General features: G+C 63.7%; 14 protein-coding genes and 1 tRNA gene. 10 read left to right on the forward strand and 5 right to left on the reverse strand.

Annotated features, from left to right (window positions below):
* Positions 1-90 precede the first annotated feature (90 nt).
* Positions 91-2,529 carry a TonB-dependent receptor gene (locus tag MON38_RS13520; protein WP_241936701.1) on the reverse strand — a complete coding sequence of 813 codons (2,439 nt, stop codon included), beginning with the start codon at positions 2,527-2,529 and terminating at the stop codon, positions 91-93.
* A gap of 288 nt (positions 2,530-2,817) precedes the next feature.
* Between MON38_RS13520 and MON38_RS13525 the strand changes: the two genes are divergently transcribed.
* Positions 2,818-3,381: a fasciclin domain-containing protein gene (locus MON38_RS13525; RefSeq protein WP_241936702.1), complete on the forward strand. Its 564-nt coding sequence runs from the start codon at positions 2,818-2,820 to the stop codon at positions 3,379-3,381.
* Positions 3,382-3,669: 288 nt separating this feature from the next.
* On the opposite strand, the gene MON38_RS13530 is transcribed toward MON38_RS13525, so the two are convergent.
* Positions 3,670-4,812: a J domain-containing protein gene (locus MON38_RS13530; RefSeq protein ID WP_241936703.1), complete on the reverse strand. Its 1,143-nt coding sequence runs from the start codon at positions 4,810-4,812 to the stop codon at positions 3,670-3,672.
* A 147-nt stretch (positions 4,813-4,959) separates the two neighbouring features.
* Here MON38_RS13530 and MON38_RS13535 point away from each other — a divergent pair, with 147 nt between their 5' ends.
* Genes MON38_RS13535 through MON38_RS13545 form a run of 3 tightly spaced genes read left to right on the forward strand, consistent with a single transcriptional unit; the run spans position 4,960 to position 7,032 of the window.
* A complete protein-coding gene (locus MON38_RS13535; protein ID WP_241936704.1) occupies positions 4,960-5,337 on the forward strand; it encodes a phage holin family protein in 378 nt (125 codons plus the stop codon).
* An 11-nt stretch (positions 5,338-5,348) separates the two neighbouring features.
* The gene (locus MON38_RS13540; protein ID WP_241936705.1) at positions 5,349-6,278 is read left to right on the forward strand and encodes a hypothetical protein; all 930 of its coding nucleotides are present in this window, start codon (positions 5,349-5,351) and stop codon (positions 6,276-6,278) included.
* Positions 6,250-7,032, forward strand: coding sequence for a geranylgeranylglyceryl/heptaprenylglyceryl phosphate synthase (locus MON38_RS13545; RefSeq protein ID WP_241936706.1), 783 nt, complete (start codon positions 6,250-6,252; stop codon positions 7,030-7,032). The genes MON38_RS13540 and MON38_RS13545 overlap by 29 nt, the downstream gene beginning before the upstream one ends.
* 11 nt (positions 7,033-7,043) lie before the next feature.
* Here MON38_RS13545 and MON38_RS13550 read toward each other — a convergent pair whose 3' ends face one another.
* Positions 7,044-7,430: a hypothetical protein gene (locus tag MON38_RS13550; RefSeq protein WP_241936707.1), complete on the reverse strand. Its 387-nt coding sequence runs from the start codon at positions 7,428-7,430 to the stop codon at positions 7,044-7,046.
* 382 nt (positions 7,431-7,812) lie between these two features.
* Here MON38_RS13550 and MON38_RS13555 point away from each other — a divergent pair, with 382 nt between their 5' ends.
* Together MON38_RS13555 and MON38_RS13560 are read left to right on the forward strand one after the other, a co-directional pair.
* Positions 7,813-9,786: a T9SS type A sorting domain-containing protein gene (locus MON38_RS13555; RefSeq protein WP_241936708.1), complete on the forward strand. Its 1,974-nt coding sequence runs from the start codon at positions 7,813-7,815 to the stop codon at positions 9,784-9,786.
* Positions 9,787-9,897: 111 nt separating this feature from the next.
* Positions 9,898-11,892 carry a DUF5723 family protein gene (locus MON38_RS13560; RefSeq protein ID WP_241936709.1) on the forward strand — a complete coding sequence of 665 codons (1,995 nt, stop codon included), beginning with the start codon at positions 9,898-9,900 and terminating at the stop codon, positions 11,890-11,892.
* A 63-nt stretch (positions 11,893-11,955) separates the two neighbouring features.
* Here the strand turns inward: MON38_RS13560 and MON38_RS13565 are convergent.
* Positions 11,956-12,031: transfer RNA gene (locus MON38_RS13565), tRNA-Thr, on the reverse strand.
* A gap of 145 nt (positions 12,032-12,176) precedes the next feature.
* Between MON38_RS13565 and MON38_RS13570 the strand changes: the two genes are divergently transcribed.
* Positions 12,177-12,617 (forward strand): hypothetical protein, encoded by a 441-nt coding sequence (locus tag MON38_RS13570; RefSeq protein ID WP_241936710.1) that lies wholly within the window; start codon positions 12,177-12,179, stop codon positions 12,615-12,617.
* 34 nt (positions 12,618-12,651) lie between these two features.
* Here the strand turns inward: MON38_RS13570 and MON38_RS13575 are convergent, their stop codons facing one another.
* Complete coding sequence (locus MON38_RS13575; protein ID WP_241936711.1) at positions 12,652-13,377, reverse strand: hypothetical protein; 726 nt, start codon at positions 13,375-13,377, stop codon at positions 12,652-12,654.
* A gap of 178 nt (positions 13,378-13,555) precedes the next feature.
* Here MON38_RS13575 and MON38_RS13580 point away from each other — a divergent pair, with 178 nt between their 5' ends.
* The 3 genes from MON38_RS13580 to MON38_RS13590 all read left to right on the forward strand — a co-directional run bounded on the left by MON38_RS13580 (position 13,556) and on the right by MON38_RS13590 (position 17,583).
* Positions 13,556-13,825, forward strand: a complete 270-nt coding sequence (locus tag MON38_RS13580; RefSeq protein WP_241936712.1) for a DUF4834 family protein — start codon at positions 13,556-13,558, stop codon at positions 13,823-13,825.
* A gap of 215 nt (positions 13,826-14,040) precedes the next feature.
* Positions 14,041-16,578, forward strand: a complete 2,538-nt coding sequence (locus MON38_RS13585) for a YfhO family protein (protein WP_241936713.1) — start codon at positions 14,041-14,043, stop codon at positions 16,576-16,578.
* 81 nt (positions 16,579-16,659) lie between these two features.
* Positions 16,660-17,583 (forward strand): 1-aminocyclopropane-1-carboxylate deaminase/D-cysteine desulfhydrase, encoded by a 924-nt coding sequence (locus MON38_RS13590; RefSeq protein ID WP_241936714.1) that lies wholly within the window; start codon positions 16,660-16,662, stop codon positions 17,581-17,583.
* The last annotated feature ends 7 nt before the right edge of the window (positions 17,584-17,590 follow it).

Below are 17,590 nucleotides of genomic sequence, written 5' to 3' on the forward strand. Positions count from 1 at the left end.
GCCGTTCCATTTGGTAGATAGCCGCCCGCAACCTGCCAGACAACGCCTACCACGGCCGACAGCACCAGCAAGTGCACGGCCCTCCGCCCCCTAAAACTCCACAATGAAGCCCACCGTGGGCACCACCAGCGCGTCGCTGTCGGGCAGCAGAATGGGCACGGCGTTGCTGCCATCGGGGCGCAGGGGCTGGCCGTCGGTGGTGGTGTAGGCCGAGTTGTCGGCCAACCGTTCGAAGGTATACGTGGGCACCGACACGGGCTTGGCCAGCAGCGCATTCTGCACGTCGATGTAGAAATCAAAGCTCAGGCGGCGCAGGCTTACCTTCTTGTCGAGCCGTAGGTCGAGCTGCTGAAAAGAACTCAGGCGCTGGGTATTCAGCTGGCTGTAGTCGAGGATGCCCTGGCCCACGGCCTGGTAGCTGGCGCGGCTGGCGGCCGCATCGTAGGGTGTGTAGGGCGCGCCGCCGCCCACGCGGTACTTGGCACCCAGCTCCCAGCCGCGGCCCAGCTTGTAGCCCAGCAGTGCCGAGCCCAGAAAGCGCGTGTCCCAGGCCGTAGGCTTATACACGCCATCGGCCCCGCTGAACTCGGAGCGGAAGGCCGTAAGCGACACAATGGCGAAGAGCTTGCCGCTGAGCTTCTGCTGGAAAAACGCCTCGGCCCCGTAGGCGCGGCCCTGGCCGGTACTCGTGATGGCTTCGTTGCCGATGGCGTTGAAGTCGCCGCCCAGGTTGGCCAGGCTGATGCCGTCGCGCACGCTCACCGGGTAGTAGGCGTACTTTTTATAGAAGCCCTCCAGCGTGAGGCGGGTGGCCGCGCCGGGCAGCCACTCCAGCCCCGCCACCGCGTGGTCAGACCGGATGTAGCGGCTGCCCTCGTTCACGAGCCGGCCACCGGCGTCGCGGTAGCCCAGAATCGTACTCGGCGGAATCTTGTAGTAGCGGCCAAGGCTGGCGTTCAGGTTCAGCGTGGGCAGCAGCGCGTAGCTGATGGAGGCGCGCGGCGACAAAGTGCGGTCGAGCCGGTAGCCTTGCAGCAGGGCGCTGGTGCCATCGGCCCGCACGCCGGCCGATACCGTCAGGCGGCTGTCGGCGCCGTAGGTACGGGTAGCCTGCGCAAAGAGGCCGTAGCGCACGAAGTCGAGGTCGGTGACGAAATTCACCGTCACGGCCGGGCTTACGAGCGCGCCGCTGCCGTCGCGCACTTCGGCCCTGATGCGGTTGCGCAGGTTGTTGTCGTAGTGCACCAGTTGGCCCACCACGCCGTAGCTGTATTGCCAGCGGCCCACGCGCTTGTTCACGTCGGCGCGCAGCTTGTTTTCGGTTTCGTGGCTGCGGGCGAAGAGCTTGCGGTAGGTCTCCTGCCCGGTGTAGCCGTATTGGAACTGGTCGGCGGCGCTGTATTGCTGGGTGCGGCTCAGGGCCAGGTTCAGGTAACCATTTTCGACTAAATGGCGCAGGTTCAGGCCCACGGTGTAGTTCCACTGGTTGATGGTGGGGTTATTGCGCAGAATGAATTCCTTGCTCGGCGAGCTGTTCTTGGGCGGCACAATCTCGAAGTGGTCAATAGCCCCCAGCCCCAGCGTGGTAAGCGTGGTTTTGGGCGAAATCTTCGTGGTCGTCTTGAACTGAAAGTCGTAGAAATCGGGCCGGATGGGCAGGTCAATCAGCTTGAAAAGCAGCTGCAAGTAGCTGCGCCGGGCCGAGGCCAAAAAGGTCGTGTTCTTGGTCAGCGGCCCTTCCAAGGTGGCCGCTACCTCCGTGCCCGAGGTGCGCAGGTTGCCTTGTAGCCGCTCCGAGTTGCCGTCGCGCTGCCGGAACTGCAGCACCGAGCTCAGCGCATTATCATACCGCGCCTGAAAGGCCGACGAGCTCAGCGTAACGTCCTCGATAAAGCTCACATTCAGAATGCCCGCTGGTCCGCCCGCGCTGCCCTGCGTGGGAAAGTGGTTGATAACCGGCACCTCAATTCCATCGAGGTAGTACACGTTTTCGTTCGGCGCGCCGCCCCGGATGATGATGTCGTTGCGAAACCCAGCCGTGCCGCCCGAGCCGCCGCCGCCCACGCCGGGCAGGCTCTGCACCACCCGCGAAATGTCGAAGTTGCCGCCCGGGTTACTCTTGATTTCCTCGGTAGTGAGACGCTGCACGCTCAGGGGCGTTTCGGCCGTGGCCACCCGAATGGCGCGGTTGGCCGTCACCGTCACCTCGCCCAGTGCCTGCGGGCTTTTATTGATTTCAAGGTTGAGCGTGTTCACGTTGCCGCTGCTGATGGCCACGTCGGCGCGCAGCAAGGCATCGTAGCCCACGAAGCTGGCGCGCAGGTTGTAGGCCCCGGCCGGCACGCCGGTGAGGCGGTAGCGGCCCTCGGCATCGGTGGCCGTGCCGAAGGTGGTGCCATCCAGCACGACGCTCACGCCGGGCAGGGCTTCCTGGGTGGCGCGGTCGCGCACGGTACCGGCCAGGGTGCCGGAGTTTTGGGCGCGACCAACGAGGGAAAGGAGCAGGAGCAGCAGGGTAGTTATTCGCATGCAACAGCAAGAATCGGAAAAGGAAAATGTTTGGTGTCGGCTGATGTGTTGTGGTCTTCTGTCATTCTGAGCTTGAAGGACTTTATCTCGTTTGCGCCGATTGAGTTGGTGTGAATCATTGTGCCTTGATAAGGTCCTTCGCTGCGCTCAGGATGACAGACAAAAAGCCTGAATTCCGCTCAGAATTACAACCGCTTGCAGAAAATATTACGGCTGAGGCAATCCGCTCGCGCGGGTCGGGGCGTAGGTGAGGCATCTTTCACAACATTCCAACATTTATCTATAAAGATGAAGAAGCCCCTGTTTTCCCTCGCCCTCGTTGCCCTGTTCAGCTTTGGTGCTACCACCACCGTTTCGGCCCAGAAAGCTAAGACCGTAATGGTTGGCGGCGCGCCCATGTACCCCACGAAAAACATCGTGGAAAATGCTGTTAACTCGAAAGACCACACCACCCTGGTAGCCGCCGTGAAAGCCGCTGGCCTGGTGGAAACCCTGAGCAGCGCCGGTCCCTTCACCGTATTCGCTCCCACCAACGAAGCCTTCAACAAGCTGCCCGCCGGCACCGTCGAAACCCTGGTGAAGCCCGAGAACAAAGCCACCCTCACCAAAATCCTGACCTACCACGTAGTAGCCGGCCGCATGACGGCTGCTGACTTGGCCAAAGCCATCAAAGCCGGCGGCGGCAAAGCAACCCTCAAAACCGTGCAGGGCGGCACCCTCACGGCCATGATGAAAGGCAAAAACATCGAGCTGAAAGACGAAAAAGGCGGCATGTCGATGGTAACCATCGCCGACGTAATGCAGAGCAACGGCGTGATTCACGTAGTGAACACCGTGCTGATGCCTAACTAAGGCTTTCTGAGCTTCTGAATGCAACTACGGCAACCGCCGTCGGCCCCGGGCCGACGGCGGTTGTTTGCGTTTTGATGGGACAGGACCGGGGCGTCTGTCATTGCGAGTGGAGCGTAGCGCAACGCGGCAATCCTTCTTCACTAAGCGACCAGCTTGATAATGTGACGCACGTTTCACTGAAAGCAAAAGCCCGGGCTCTATTTCAATGCCGAGGCTTTTCACATCTCCAGGCTTTCTGCATCGAGCGGAAGGATTGCCGCGCTGCGCTCGCAATGACAGATGCCCCGCCTATTTGCACCTGCTTTGCGCTTCCCGCGCATACGCATACCCCAACGCCACCGCCCGGCGGTAAAACTCGCAGGCGGCCGTCGAGTCGCCGGTGTGGGCGGCCAGCTTGCCGAGCAGGAAGTGCGTGCGGCCATCCTTCGGATTGGCCCGAATCACCTCGAAATAGTCGTTGCGGGCCGCATCGTAGCGCTGCAAAGCCGTGCGGGCCACGCCCCGCAGCTGCACATAGTGCCAGAGCTGGCCCCGGCCGGCGCGCTGGCGCTGGGCCAGGCCAGCTGTGAAATCGGCTTCGGCTTTCTCCGCTTGTTGCAAATCGAGCAACCGGACCTCGCCGCGGGCCAGCCGGGCGGCGCTGCGGGTGCTGTCAAATTCCAGCGCCTTCGTGAAGCTTTGCTCGGCGGCTTCGGGCTGGGCCAGCCGGGCCTCGCTGCGGCCCAGGTAATAATAGGTAGCGGATTTATCTTGAGGGGATAAATCGGCGGTTTGCAGGGCGGTCAGGAAATCGGCCCGGGCGGCGCGCGGGTCGCGTTGGAGCAGCAGCTCCAGCTCGCCGTGGTGGCGCAGGGCGGGCGCGTAGTCGGGCCGGAAGTGCAGGGTTTCTTCCAGAAAGCTATAGGCCGCGCCGAGGTTGCCGCCAGCGTAGGCGCGCAGTCCGTTTTCGTAGTTGCTGCGGGCCGAAACCCGGTCCATGGTCACCTTCACCGTCAGGGCAACGAGCACGATGCCGCCGATGAACAGCAGCGTCAGCAGCCAGTCGCGGCCGTTGAAGCGGGGCTGTTGCTTGGGGATGCGCTGGTAGTGGCGCTCGCGGCTGCCGGCCGGCGGGCGGGTGCGCAGGGGCGCGGGCGGCGGCATGGGCACGCCGTACACGTGCTGCGTGGCGGGGCGCTGCTGCTGGCGGCGGCGCTCTTCCTCCAGCCGACGGGCGGCCTGGGTGAGCTGGAAGTCGTAGGTGGCGCGCTTGCCGGGGTCGCCCAAAACGCCATACGCCACGGCTACGGCTTTGAACTGCTCTTCGTAGCGCACGTCGCCGCCGTGCTTATCGGGGTGGTACTGCACCACCAGGCGGCGGTAGGCCCGCTTGATGTCGGCCGCCGAAGCGGTGGAGGCCACGCCCAGGATTTGGTAATGATTCTGACTCACGCTGGGCTGCAAACACAAAGCACGCCGCAAAAGTCAGCCGCGCCGCGCAATTTTCCGTAGACCCGGCACTGGCCGCCGCATTTTTAGGCTTCCCGCCCAAAGCAGCCGCGCCAACCTCTTCTTCCCGCCACTTCTATTTCGCGCCGTATGTTTTCCGACGACGACCCCTCCAAAACACCCCGCAACGACAGCCTGATTGGCAACCTGACCGGCTACCTCGACACCCGCATCGACATCGTGCGCCTCGAGCTGCAGCAGAAAGCCTCTTCCGTCCTCGTCAGCACCATTCACGGCGCGGCCCTGGCCATGCTGGGCCTGCTGTTCGTCATTTTCGTGAGCATCTTCGCCGGCCTGGCCCTCAATTCGGCCCTCGACAGCCCGTATTGGGGTTTCGGCGTAGTGGCCGGGTTCTACCTCGTGCTGCTGGTGCTCGTGCTGGTGGGCGTAGACAAAGCCGCATTCCAGGGCATCGCCAACAAGGCGCTCAAGGACACCATCTATAAATCCGACAAACGTCAAGCTTAAGCCCACCTGCCATGAGTGAGTTGCAAAATCCCCTCTTCGACGAAGAAAAAGAATTTCTGGAGCGCAAAAAGCTCGAGTACGAGCGTGCCCTGCGCGGCGATGTTGAGCACATCAAGGAGCAGTCGGCCACAATCGGCAAGGTGGCCGCGGTGGGTGCGGGCCTGGCCGGCACCATCTGGCTTATCAGCAAAGCTTTCGGTGGCAAAAAGCGCCGCCCTGAAGGCAAGCACCGGCCCGACGGCCGGCCCGAGCCGAAAGGCAAGGAAAAACCGCAGCCCAAAGACAAGCGCAAGTCAGCCGCCGCTTCGGCCATGGTTTTCATCGACCATTTCGAGGACGGCGACCACGAGTTTGGCGGCGGCGTAGCCCGGCCGAGCTCCACGCCGCAGTCGGCTCCCATCACGGCCCAGCCGGTTGGCGCGCTGTCGAATTCCTTTTCGCGTCCGGCCGAGCAAACGTCGGCTCCCAAACCGGCCGCTCCGGCTCCCGCGCCCAAGGCGGCCGAAAAGCCCGCGCCGCCCAAGCCGGCCCCCGCACCGGCCAAATCGGCTAGCGCTGACGAAGACCCATTCCAGGATTTGCCCTATGACGACAGCCGCCGCCTACCCGCTTCGAAGTCGTTTGACAAAGATTCGAAGGATGCCAAAGGCGTGCCTACGCCGGCCATGGCGGAGGCGCCGAAGCATTCGGTAGCTCGCGTGGTAGGTTCAGTGTTGCAGCAGTTTCTGCAGTCGGATACCGGCAAGGTACTGGTGGCTCAGGCGGGCGCATTGGCGCTGGCTGCCGTGACAAAAAAGGCGGGTGAGTTTTTCCCGGCCGACAAAAATGCCGACCTTGCAGACTCCACCGACGTGACCAAGGCTCCGGCCGATGCCGCGCCGGTTGCTTCACCAGCTCCTTCTGCTTCTCCGGATGCGTCCAAATCCCCCCAGTCTGTATGATGCGCTGCTAACCCGTCGGGCGCACGGCCGCAAGGCGCTGGCTGTCCTGCTCGACCCTGATAATCTGGATGAAGCCAGCCTGCTGCACCTGCTCGCCCTGAGCGAGGCGCACCCGGTCGACTACTTTTTCGTGGGGGGCAGCCTGGTGCTAAGCGAGCACCAGGCTGCCCTCATCACGTTGATAAAAGCGCACTCCGACGTGCCGGTGCTGCTCTTCCCCAGCCACAGCATGCACCTCGACGGGCCCGCCGATGGCCTGTTGCTGCTCTCGCTCATCTCGGGCCGTAACCCTGATTTTTTGATTGGCCAGCACGTGGTGGCCGCGCCGCGCCTGCGCGCCAGCGGCCTGCAGCTGCTACCCACCGGCTACATGCTCGTCGATTCGGGCCGGCAAACCACCGCTTCTTATATGAGCGGCACCACGCCGCTGCCGCACAACAAGCCCGGCATCGCGGCCTGCACGGCTATGGCCGGCGAGCAGCTGGGCCTGAAGCTGATGTACCTCGACGGTGGCAGCGGGGCCCAAAACCCGGTTTCCAGGGAAATGATTGCTGCCGTACGCGCGGCTGTAGAAACGCCCATTATCGTGGGGGGTGGGCTGAACTCGGGCGAGAAAGTGTACGCTGCGCTGGCCGCCGGGGCCGATGTGGTAGTCGTGGGCAACCACATCGAGGCCGAGCCGGAGTTTTTGGGTGAGGTGGCCGGCGTGGTGGCTTCGTTCAACCGGGCAGCGGTGCCCTTGGCTCGCAACTAATTAGGCGGCACTTACGCCGGATACTTCCGCTGCCTGTGTGCGGCACGGCAGTCCAGGGTGCGATTGAGCCGCACCAGCAGCCAGGCCGTGCCGCCGGCCGCCAGCAGGCCGCCCACCAGCGCCAGCCCGAAAGCAATGCCTGGAGCCATGCCAGCGGCGGCCAGCAGCGAAATCAACAGGCTGGCCCCAATAAGCGCGAGCGGGCCGCGCAAACCCGTGTCGAGGTTGCGCACCAGGCCCCACAGCGCGAAGCCGCCAAATAGCAGCACCAGGCCGGTACCAACCCAAACGCAGGCATCGGCCTGCTGGTGGCCGTCGAGCTTCAGGGCCCAGCCCATGGTTGTGAGGGCCAAACCGAGCAGGATAATTAGCCAAGCGGGGTTGACCAGGTATTTCATAAAACTAAGCGGCCGGGGGCACTATGCAATTCAAGTGAAAAAGAGATGCAAGGTGATGCCTGATTCAGCTTTATAAAATACCTGGAAATAGGTATTTTATCCCATTTAGCGAATTTCAATTGGGAAGCTGCGTGCGTGCCGTATGGTCATTTGTTGGGGGCTGCACCGAGCCGTCAGGGTAGCGCAGTCATAATAGCCGGCGGCGCAAAATACCCTGAATTGGGTATTGCTGGGGGAAAGTCTGTGGCAGTAATGGGTTGATTATGAGAAAAATACCTGCTTCTGGGTATTGTAGGTATGTCGGGTAGCGCGAAATTTTGTGGTTGCAAATGGGCCCTTATGCAGCGGGTTTCCACTATTCAATCACCTTATCGTTTCAACCATGCAACAACTTTATACAACTGCGCGCGCCACCTGGGCCCGCATCATTACGGGCAGCGCCGGGCTGCTGCTCCTGGCCGGGCTGACCGCCACCCCCGCCACGGCGCAGCAGCTCAACTACGACTACCTGAACGGCCAGAACCTGGCCGGCGCCTACCAGGACCTCGGCACCACGGGCACGGCCATTGCCGTGGCCAACGCCGACGATGCCAACTCGGCCGCGCAGCCCATTGGCTTCTCGTTTGGGTTTAATGGCCAAACGTTCACGCAGTTTGTGTTGAATACCAACGGCTTTGTGAAGTTGGGCAGCGTGGCTCCGACTTCGGCGGCCAATTTTCTGCAATACGCCCAAACGGCCACCGTGAACGGCCAGACGGTGTTCCCGGGTGGCCCCATCGGAGGCTCCGACACCACGATGGTGAACGTGCTGGCGCCCTTTGCCACCGACCTGGCGGCCGCTGCCAGCGGTGGGGCCGAGTTTCGCGTGGCTACCACCGGCACGGCTCCCAACCGGATGTGCACCATTCAGTGGAAAAACGTGCACGACAAGCCGCGCCGGGCTGCGGCCGCCGACACGACCATTGTGGGCACGCAGTACGAAAGCTTTTCCTTTCAGGTGAAGCTGTACGAAACCAGCGGGCAGATTGACTTCGTGTACGGCGCGGCCACGGCCGGCAGCGGCACCGACAACTTCCGCACCGCCGTGGTGGCCATCAAGGGCCGCTCGGCTCAGGCGGGCAACCTGCTGACGGTCAACAAAGGCTCGACCGGATTGTGGTCGGTGGCCAAGTTTTACAGCACCAGCACCTGGCTGAACGTGCGCCGCAGCGTGCTGCCCGATGCCGGCCGCACCTTCCGCTTCCGTGCCAATGCCACCCAGGATGCCGCCGTGAACGCCGTGTTCACGTTGGGCCAACTGCCGGTGGGCACGCCGCACGCCGTGCGCGCGTCCATTCGCAACGTGGGCACCCAAACGCTGCTCAACCTGCCCGTCCGCCTCGATGTGAACGGCCCGGGCCGCCCGTCGGGCTCCGCCGGCACCACGGCTTTCACCTTCAACAACACCCAAACCATTGCCAGCCTGGCGCCCGGTGCCTCCACTGTGGTCACCTTCGCGGCCTACACGGCGGGCACGCACCTGGGCACTAACACCATTATGGTCAGCCTGCCCACCGATGCTTACCCCGACGGCAACGTTGGCTCCGAGCCTCAGGTGCAAACCAACAACTCGTACAACTACGGCCCGCCGGCCGTGGCCACTTCGGGCCTGGCCATTGGCTACTACGGCTTCGACACCCGCCCGGGCATCACGGCGGTGAAGTACAACGCGCCCCGCGCCACCACGCTGCTGTCGGTGACGGACTTTATGCCAGCCGATGGCAACTCGACCGGCCAGACCATTTACGCCGTGGCGCTGGATGTGAACGGCAACATTCTGGCCCGCACCGTGGACTACAACGTGCGCGCCGGCGACCTGGGCAACACGGTCACTTTCACGTTTGCCACGCCCGTGGCCCTGCCGGCTGGCGATTTCATGGTGGGCATTGCGCAGCTGGGCAGCCCGGTGGCGCACTATCCGGTGGGCCGCCTCTTCGAGAGCAACCCACGGCCGGGCTCGTTCTACGACCGTAGCACGGTTACGAGCGGCGCTTTCAATGACGTGTCGACGCGCGGCTTCGGGCCGTTCCTGATTGGGGCCAACACCACCAACTCGGTGCTGGCGGCCACCGAAGCAGCCCCGGCCGTGGTATTTGGCCTGCTGCCCAACCCGGCGCACGACGCGGCCCAGCTGCAGCTGGCCACGGCCGCGCCCACGGCCCAGGCCGTGCAGGTCCTCGACGTGCTGGGCCGCGCGGTGCGCACCCTCACGCTGGCAGCCGGCGCTACCCGGGCCAGCCTGCCCGTGGCGGACCTGCCCCGGGGCCTGTACCTGGTGCGCGTGGGCGCCACCACCCAGCGCCTGGTGCTGGAATAGGGTTGTGGGCGACTGTTGTAGTTTCTGATTTCACCTGATTTCTGCCGGGCCCCCGCCGGGCGGCGCAAGCCGTTGGGCGGGGGCTTTGAGCAGCTACTCCTTTTTTCTGCGATGAATAACTCGAATTTTTGGCTGCGGCACCTGCCGGGGCTGGCGGCGCTGTGCCTGCTGGGCGGGCTGCGCCCGGCCGCCGCCCAGGGCTGGACGGGCCTGGCCCAGAGCAACTACGGCGGCACCAACGCGCTGTACCTGAACCCGGCCAGCCTGGCCGACTCGCGCCACCGCTTCTACCTGAACGTGGTGGGCGTGGATTTCAACTTCTACAACTCCTACCTGCAGCTCGACCTGCCGGGCCCGGCGCGCGAGTTCATTGATGGCACCCGGCCGTTTCGGAAAGAATACCTGAACGAGCAGCTGGCCGGCCGGCCGGTGTTTGCCAGCATCACGGGCGAAGGGCGGCTGCCCTCGCTGCAGCTGGCGCTGGGGCCCCGGCAGGGCATTGCCTTCACCAACCGGGTGCGGGCCTTTGTGCAGGCCAACAACGTGAGCGAAAGCCTGGCGCGCCTGGGCCGCTACGGCTTCGACCAAGCCGACGAACTGGGCCTGGCCGACCGCCTGCTCACCGATAACCGGTTTGTGCTCACGGCCGGGGCCTACCACGAATTTGCCCTCAGCTACGCCCGCACTCTCACGGCCAACCAAACGCATTTCTGGAAAGCCGGGGCTACCGTGAAGTACCTGGTGGGCCTGGGCGGCGGCTACCTGCAGAACGACGGCACCAGCTACCAGGTATACGACAGCGACAGCATCCAGGTGCAGTCGCGCAACCTGAGCTACGGCTTCGTCAATCCCGACCTGTACAACCAGAAAGGCTTCACGGCGGGCAGCCTGTACGGGGCGCAACAGCCGGGCCGGGGCTTTGGCCTCGACGTGGGCGTGACCTACGAATGGCGGCCGGATTTCGAGCAATACCAGTACCGCATGGACGGCAAGGACTGGACCGACAACTCGCGCAACAAGTACCGCCTGCGCGTGGGCTTGGCCCTCACCGACTTGGGCAGTATTTCCTACAACAACGAGCAGTACGTGCACCAGGCCAAGCTGGCCAACACCCGCACCGTGCAGCTGGGCCAGCTCGATACGGTGAAAGTGAACAAGGCCGACGACCTGGCCCCGGTACTGCAGCGCCTGGTAGGCCTCGAAAGCCAGAGCCGCCGCTTCGGCAGCGCGCTGCCCACCACCGTGCGCCTCAGCGCCGACTACCGGCTGTTGAAGCACCTGTTTGCCGGGCTGCTCTGGACGCAGAACCTGCTGCCGGCCACCACCGTGGGCCAGCGTAGCATCAATAGTCTGGCCCTCACGCCCCGCATCGAGTTCAGCCACCTCGAAGTGGCCACCCCGGTGCTGCTGGCCAACAACTACCGCAAAGTGCAGGTGGGGGCCATGCTGCGGCTGGGCCCGCTGGTGCTGGGGTCCGATAACATCGGTGGCTTGTTTGGCCTCACCACCACTACCGGGGCCGATTTATACCTGTCGCTGGGCTTTGCCCTGCACCGCCACAAGCTGCACGACAAAGACGGCGACCAGGTGAGCGACAAGCTCGACAAATGCCCCAAAATAAAAGGCCCCTGGGAGCTGAAAGGCTGCCCCGACACCGACGGTGACCTCGTGCCCGATGCCGCCGACGAATGCCCCAGCGTGGCCGGCCTGGCCCGCTTCAAAGGCTGCCCCGATACCGATGGCGACGGCATTCCCGACAAGCTCGACGCCTGCCCCACGGTAGCAGGACTGGTTGAGAAAAACGGCTGCCCCGCCACCGGCGCGGCGCCGGCCAGCCCCGTGGTGCCAGCCGATTCTACCGCCAGGCCCATTGCCCCGTCTCCCGTTGCCCCAGCCGAGCCTGCGGAACCGCAGCCTGCAGTACCGACGGCTACGCCAGCTGCTGAGGTTCCGGCCAGCCCGCGCCCAGCTGCTCCGTTCAGTCCCGCGCCGGTGGTTCCGGCCCCTAATACGGCCGCGCCGGATGCCGATGGCGACGGTATTCCCGATGCCCTCGATGCTTGCCCAGCGATAGCCGGCCCGGCCGATAAAAAGGGCTGTCCATAAAAAGGGGCGGCTCCAAAACAAAAAGCCCCGAGAGTGCGAGTGCACTTTCGGGGCTTTTTGTTTTGGAGCCGATTATTGGACTCGAACCAACGACCTGCTCATTACGAATGAGCTGCTCTACCAACTGAGCTAAATCGGCTTGTGCCCGACCAACGGTTTTGGAAGGGGCTGCAAAGATAAGCACCGCGCCGGAAGCCACGCAACCGCATTTGCAGAAAAATTTGACAACCACGCTTCAGCCGTCGCGTTTGAAACCGCAATCCATCATTTCTGCCCTGTTGCTTATGAAACTGCTTCCCTCCCTGGCCGCCGGCTTTGCTGGTGCCATTGCCCTCACGGCCCTCCACGAAACGGCCCGCCGCCTGCGCCCCGCCGACGCACCCCGCATGGATGTGCTGGGCATGCGCGGCCTGCGCAAGCTACTCGGCAAAGCCGATGCTCCGCAACCCGACGACGACACGCTTTTCGACCTCACGATGGCCGGCGACATTCTTAGTAATGGCTTCTATTACACGCTGGTGGGTAGCGGCCGGCATGCCTTGGCCCGTGGCCTGGCGCTGGGGTCGCTGGCAGGTGTAGGCGGGGTGCTGCTGCCCGGCCCAATGGGCTTAGGGGAAGCGCCCACCAACCGCACACCCCAAACCCAGGCCATGACGGTGGCGTGGTACACCGTGGGCGGGCTGGTAGCCGGAGCCGTGGCCCAGGCGCTGCGAAAGCACCGCTGAACCTGCCGGTAATATGCTGCCGGAATGCTAGCTGCTACTGGCTGCTGGTGCAGCTGTTGTAACGCCGCACCAGTTGCGGCAGGTTCTTCGGTTGGTAGCGCTTGGCCTGCAGGTCGGGCATGAGGGCGGGGCAATCGGCAAAGTAAGTGGTGGCCTCCTTGGGAAAAACCCATTGGCTGGCGATGACGAAGTTGGACTGACCGCGCCGTCGCAGCAGCAGCGCCACGCCGGTGCCGCCGCGGGCGTCGACCGCATTCAGCGGTGGGTACTCCCGCGTGTTGAGCGAATATGGGAAGCGTGGAGCAGCTAGCGCGGGATGCGATGCATGAGTCCCATTCGGGGCGCTACCGCTGGAGGAAAACGCGGCGGCCATGCGCCCCTGCCGCTCATTGTAGCTGCGCAGGTAGCGGTATTGGTACAGCTCGGCCGGGCCGCTCACCAACTGGCGCAGAAACAGCGCCTCGGGAGTGCTGCCGGTGCGCCCCAGGTTCATCGTAACCGCTATATATCGCACCGTGTCCTGCTCAGTAGTATAGCCATAGGCCTTGAGCGTTCGGGCATCGAGCAGTTGGCGCTGGCTGCCCTGGGCCGTAATAAAATCGACCTGCCGCTGCTGCGCCGTGGCATCGTGCAGCACAATGGCCCCGCGCAGGCTGTCTTGCCCGGCCGTGATGATGTAACCGGGGGCAATATTCTGGCCGAAGGCGGCCCGACCGGCCAGGAGCAGGACCGGTACTACCGAAGCGCGGGAGAGCGACATAGGAACGAAATGAAAGGCGAACCGTTTGGGGAAAGGAAACGGCTGCCAAGCTAAGCAGAAAATCGGGCCAAAGCAGTTGGGCTCGCTGGGCCGGCCGACGTTGCCATAAAGCAATTGCCTTCTGGCAACGTCAGCCGACACTGGCCGTACTTTGCGGCCAGGTTTACGTTTTTGGTATATGAAATTCTGGCTCATCTTCATTCTGATTTTTTTCGCGGTTCGCTACTTGTTGCCCATCGTGCTGCGGTTGGCGCTGGGCAGCTTCGTGCGTAAGCAGATGCGCAATAGTGGCTTCGTGGTGCCACCCCAGGGCCCGGCGGCCGGCAGCGGCCCGGCCACGCGGCCCGGCGAGGTACGGGTGGACTACGTGCCACCCACGCCGCCCGAGCGCGACAAGGCCAGTGGCTTCAAAGGCGGCGAATACGTTGATTTTGAAGAGGTGAAATAATTGCAGCGCGAAGGATTGGAACGTCATGCGGAGCGCAGCCAAAGCATCTCTAACGTGCAAGTAATTATTTACTCTCGCGGTATAGATGCCTCGGCTGCGCTCCGCATGACGTTCTTCTTTTTCCGTTCCTGTGGCTTCTGCTTTTCTCTTCTAGCAGCTTCGCGCGGTTCTACTGTACCTTCGGGGCCATTTTCATTTTCCCCCGAATTGCCCTGATGGCTGCTGTTGTTCCTGTTGCTTCTGTTTCGCCCGTGCCGCTGTGGCGCCGGGCCGTGCCGCACGTGCTGGCGGTGCTGTTTTTTGTGCTGCTGGCCTGCCTGTACTTTTCGCCCATCGTGTTCGATGGCAAAACGCTGGCCCAGCACGACATCACCCAGTTTCAGGGCGGCGCGCACGAAGCCCAGCAATACGCGGCCGTGATGGGCAAGGAGGCGCTCTGGACGAACTCCATGTTCTCGGGCATGCCCACCTACCTTATCAGCCTGCACTTCCCGGGCGACTGGTCGGGCTACCTGCAGAAGGCCCTCACGCTGGGCCTGCCCGCCGTGGTAGCCAACCTGTTTCTGGCGCTGCTGTGCGGCTACATTTTGCTGGTGGCGCTAGGGTTGCGGCCGTTGGTGGCGGTGGCGGGCGCGGTGGCGCTGGGCTTTTCGAGCTACAACCTCGCCATTCTGGCCGCCGGCCACAACACCAAGAGCATGGCCCTGGCCTACGCGCCGCTGGTGCTGGGCGGCCTGCTCGTGACGTACCGCCGCGACAAGTGGCTGGGCGCGGTGCTCTTCGCCGTGGGCCTCACGCTGAACGTGCACGTCAACCACCTGCAAATCACCTACTACCTGCTGCTGCTGGCCGCTATTTTTGTGGTGATTGAGCTGGTTGCTGCCGCCCGCGCCGGCCGGCTGCCCGAGTTCGCCAAGCGCACTGCCCTGCTGGGCCTGGGCGCGGCGTTGGCCGTGGGCGTGAGCTTCGGCCGCCTCTACACCACCGCCGAATACAGCAAGTACAGCAACCGCGGTCCGAGCGAATTGAAGTCGCTCGCGCCCACCGCGCCCGGCCAGGCCCCGGCCCCCAAAACCGAGGACGAAGGCACGGGCGTCGACCGCGACTATGCCTTCCAGTACAGCTACGGCGTGGGCGAAACTATCACGCTGCTCATTCCCAACTTCTACGGCGGGGCCAGTTCCATGCCGCTGGGCACGAGCTCGAACCTGGCCAAAGCCGGCTTGCCACAGGAATACCTGGCCAGCATGCCCACTTACTGGGGGCAGCAGAGCTACACGGCCGGCCCGGTGTACATGGGCGCGGTGGTGTGTTTCCTGTTCATTCTGGGCCTGTTTGTGGTGGAGAAGCGCACGCGCTACTGGCTGCTGGCGGGCACCATCCTGTCGATTCTGCTGGCCTGGGGCAAGAACTTCGAAACCTTCAACTACCTGATTTTCGACCTGCTGCCGGGCTACAACAAGTTCCGCGCCGTGAGCATGGCCCTCGTGATTGCGCAGCTGGCCATGCCCATTCTGGGCGCGCTGGCCCTGAGTCGGGTGCTGCGGCCCCGCGCCCCGCTGGCGCCCACGCTGCCCGGCACCAAGGCTCCGCTGCCAGCCGATGCTTCGGCCTTGCTGCCCAAGGTGCTGTACGCGGGTGCTATCACCGCCGGCCTGTGTGGGCTGGCTTACATCGCCAGCTTCAGCTTCGATTTTGCCGCGCCGATTGATGGCGAGCTGACCAAGCAAGGCTTCACGCCCGAGTTGCTGAGCGCCCTGCGCGCCGACCGCGCCGACCTGCTCCGCAACGACGTGTGGCGCGGGCTGCTGTTCATTGGGGCGGCGCTGGGCGTGCTGTATTTCCACCTGAAAGGGCAGCTGAAAGTGGTGCCCGCCGCTGCCATTATGGTGCTGCTGGTGCTGGTGGACCTGTGGGGCGTGGACAAGCGCTACCTCGGCGAGAACAAATTCCAGAGCCAGACCATTGCCGAGGAATTCCAGCCCACTGCCGCCGACCAGATGATTCTGCAGGACAAGGGCCTGAGCTACCGCGTGCTCAACATGCAAAACCCCTTCAACGAGGCGCAGACGTCGTACTTCCACAAGAGCATCGGCGGCTACCACGGGGCCAAGCTGCGCCGCTATCAGGATTTGATTGAGCGCCAGATTTCGACCGGCAACCAGCAAGTGCTCAACATGCTGAACATGCGCTACCTCATCACCGGCGATGCCAAGCAGCCGGTGCAGCGCAACCCCGGCGCGCTGGGCAACGCCTGGTTCGTGAGCAGCCTCAAAACCGTGGCCAGTCCCGATGCCGAAATGGCCGCCCTCAGCGCCATCAGCCCCGCTACCGAGGCGGTAGTGGATGCCAGCAAATTCCCGCAGCAGAAAGCCGCTACCTACGACATTGCCGGCTCCAGCATCAGCCTGGCCTCCTACAGCCCCGATGTGCTGAAATACCGTGCTACGGCCGCCCACGATGGCCTAGCGGTGTTCTCCGAAATCTATTACGCCGACGGCTGGCAGGCCTACCTCGACGGCAAGCCCGTGCCGCACTTCCGCGTCGATTACGTGCTGCGGGCCCTGCCGGTGCCGGCTGGCTCGCACACCATCGAGTTCAAATTCGAGCCTAAAGCCTACGCCGTGGGCAATGGCGTGTCGCTGGCGGCCAGCGTGGTGCTGCTGCTGGTGCTGGTCGGCGGCATCGTGTACGTGGTGCGCCGCAAGGAGCGCAGCGGCGACGAGCTGCTCGACGCGCCGGTGCTGGCGTAACTTTCAATCGAAAAGTAAGGAAAAGGGGATGGAGGAAACGCTAGTTTCTTCGGTCCCCTTTTTCGTTTTGCCATTGGCCTGATGCCTGCTCCGCAACTTTTGCAGTTACTTGACGAGCCCATTGCCGCGGCCCGTGGCGTGCGGCTCATGCTGTGGCGCGATGACCTCGCGCACCCCGACCTGCCCGGCAACAAGGCCCGCAAGCTGAAGTACAACCTCGCCGCCGCCCGGCAGCAGGGCCACCGCACGCTGCTCACTTTTGGCGGCGCGTATTCCAACCACATTGCCGCCGTGGCGGCCGCTGGCCGCTTGTTCGGCTTCGAAACCATTGGCCTGATTCGGGGTGACGAGCCCGCGCCTGGTACTGCCCTCAACCCCACGCTGGCGCAGGCAGTGGCAAACGGTATGAAGCTGCACTACCTCGACCGCAGCGCTTATCGTCGCCGAGCCGAGCCGGAGTTTTTAGCCGAAATGCTCGCCAGGTTCGGCCCGGCCTACGTGCTGCCCGAAGGTGGCACCAACGCGCTGGCCCTGCCCGGCTGCGCCGAGCTGGTGGCCGAAATCAGGCAGCAGGTAGCTTTTGATGCGCTGGCCGTGGCGGTGGGCACGGGCGGCACGCTGGCGGGCCTGCTCACGGGCCTGGCCGGCGCGGAACAAGTCGTAGGCGTGGCCGCGCTGAAAAACGGCGGTTTTCTGCGGCAAGAAGTAGATGCCCTGACGCTGGCCGCCACCGGGCAAGCCTTCTCAAACTACGCCATTCAGACCGATTACCACTTTGGCGGCTACGCTAGATATTCGACCGATTTACTGGCTTTTATCGCGCAATTTCAACGGCAGCATGGGGTGTTGCTCGACCCCATTTATACCGGTAAGTTGCTGTTTGGAGTGCTCGATTTGATTGCGCGGGGCCACTTTGCGCCGGGCCGCACGGTGGTGGCTATTCACACTGGCGGGCAGCAGGCGTGGGCCGGCTGGGAAGCGCGGTTTGGCCCCGTGCTGAGCTAACGTTGCC

The organism is Hymenobacter cyanobacteriorum (genome assembly GCF_022631375.1).
In the GTDB taxonomy this organism is placed as follows: Bacteria; Bacteroidota; Bacteroidia; order Cytophagales; family Hymenobacteraceae; genus Hymenobacter; species Hymenobacter cyanobacteriorum.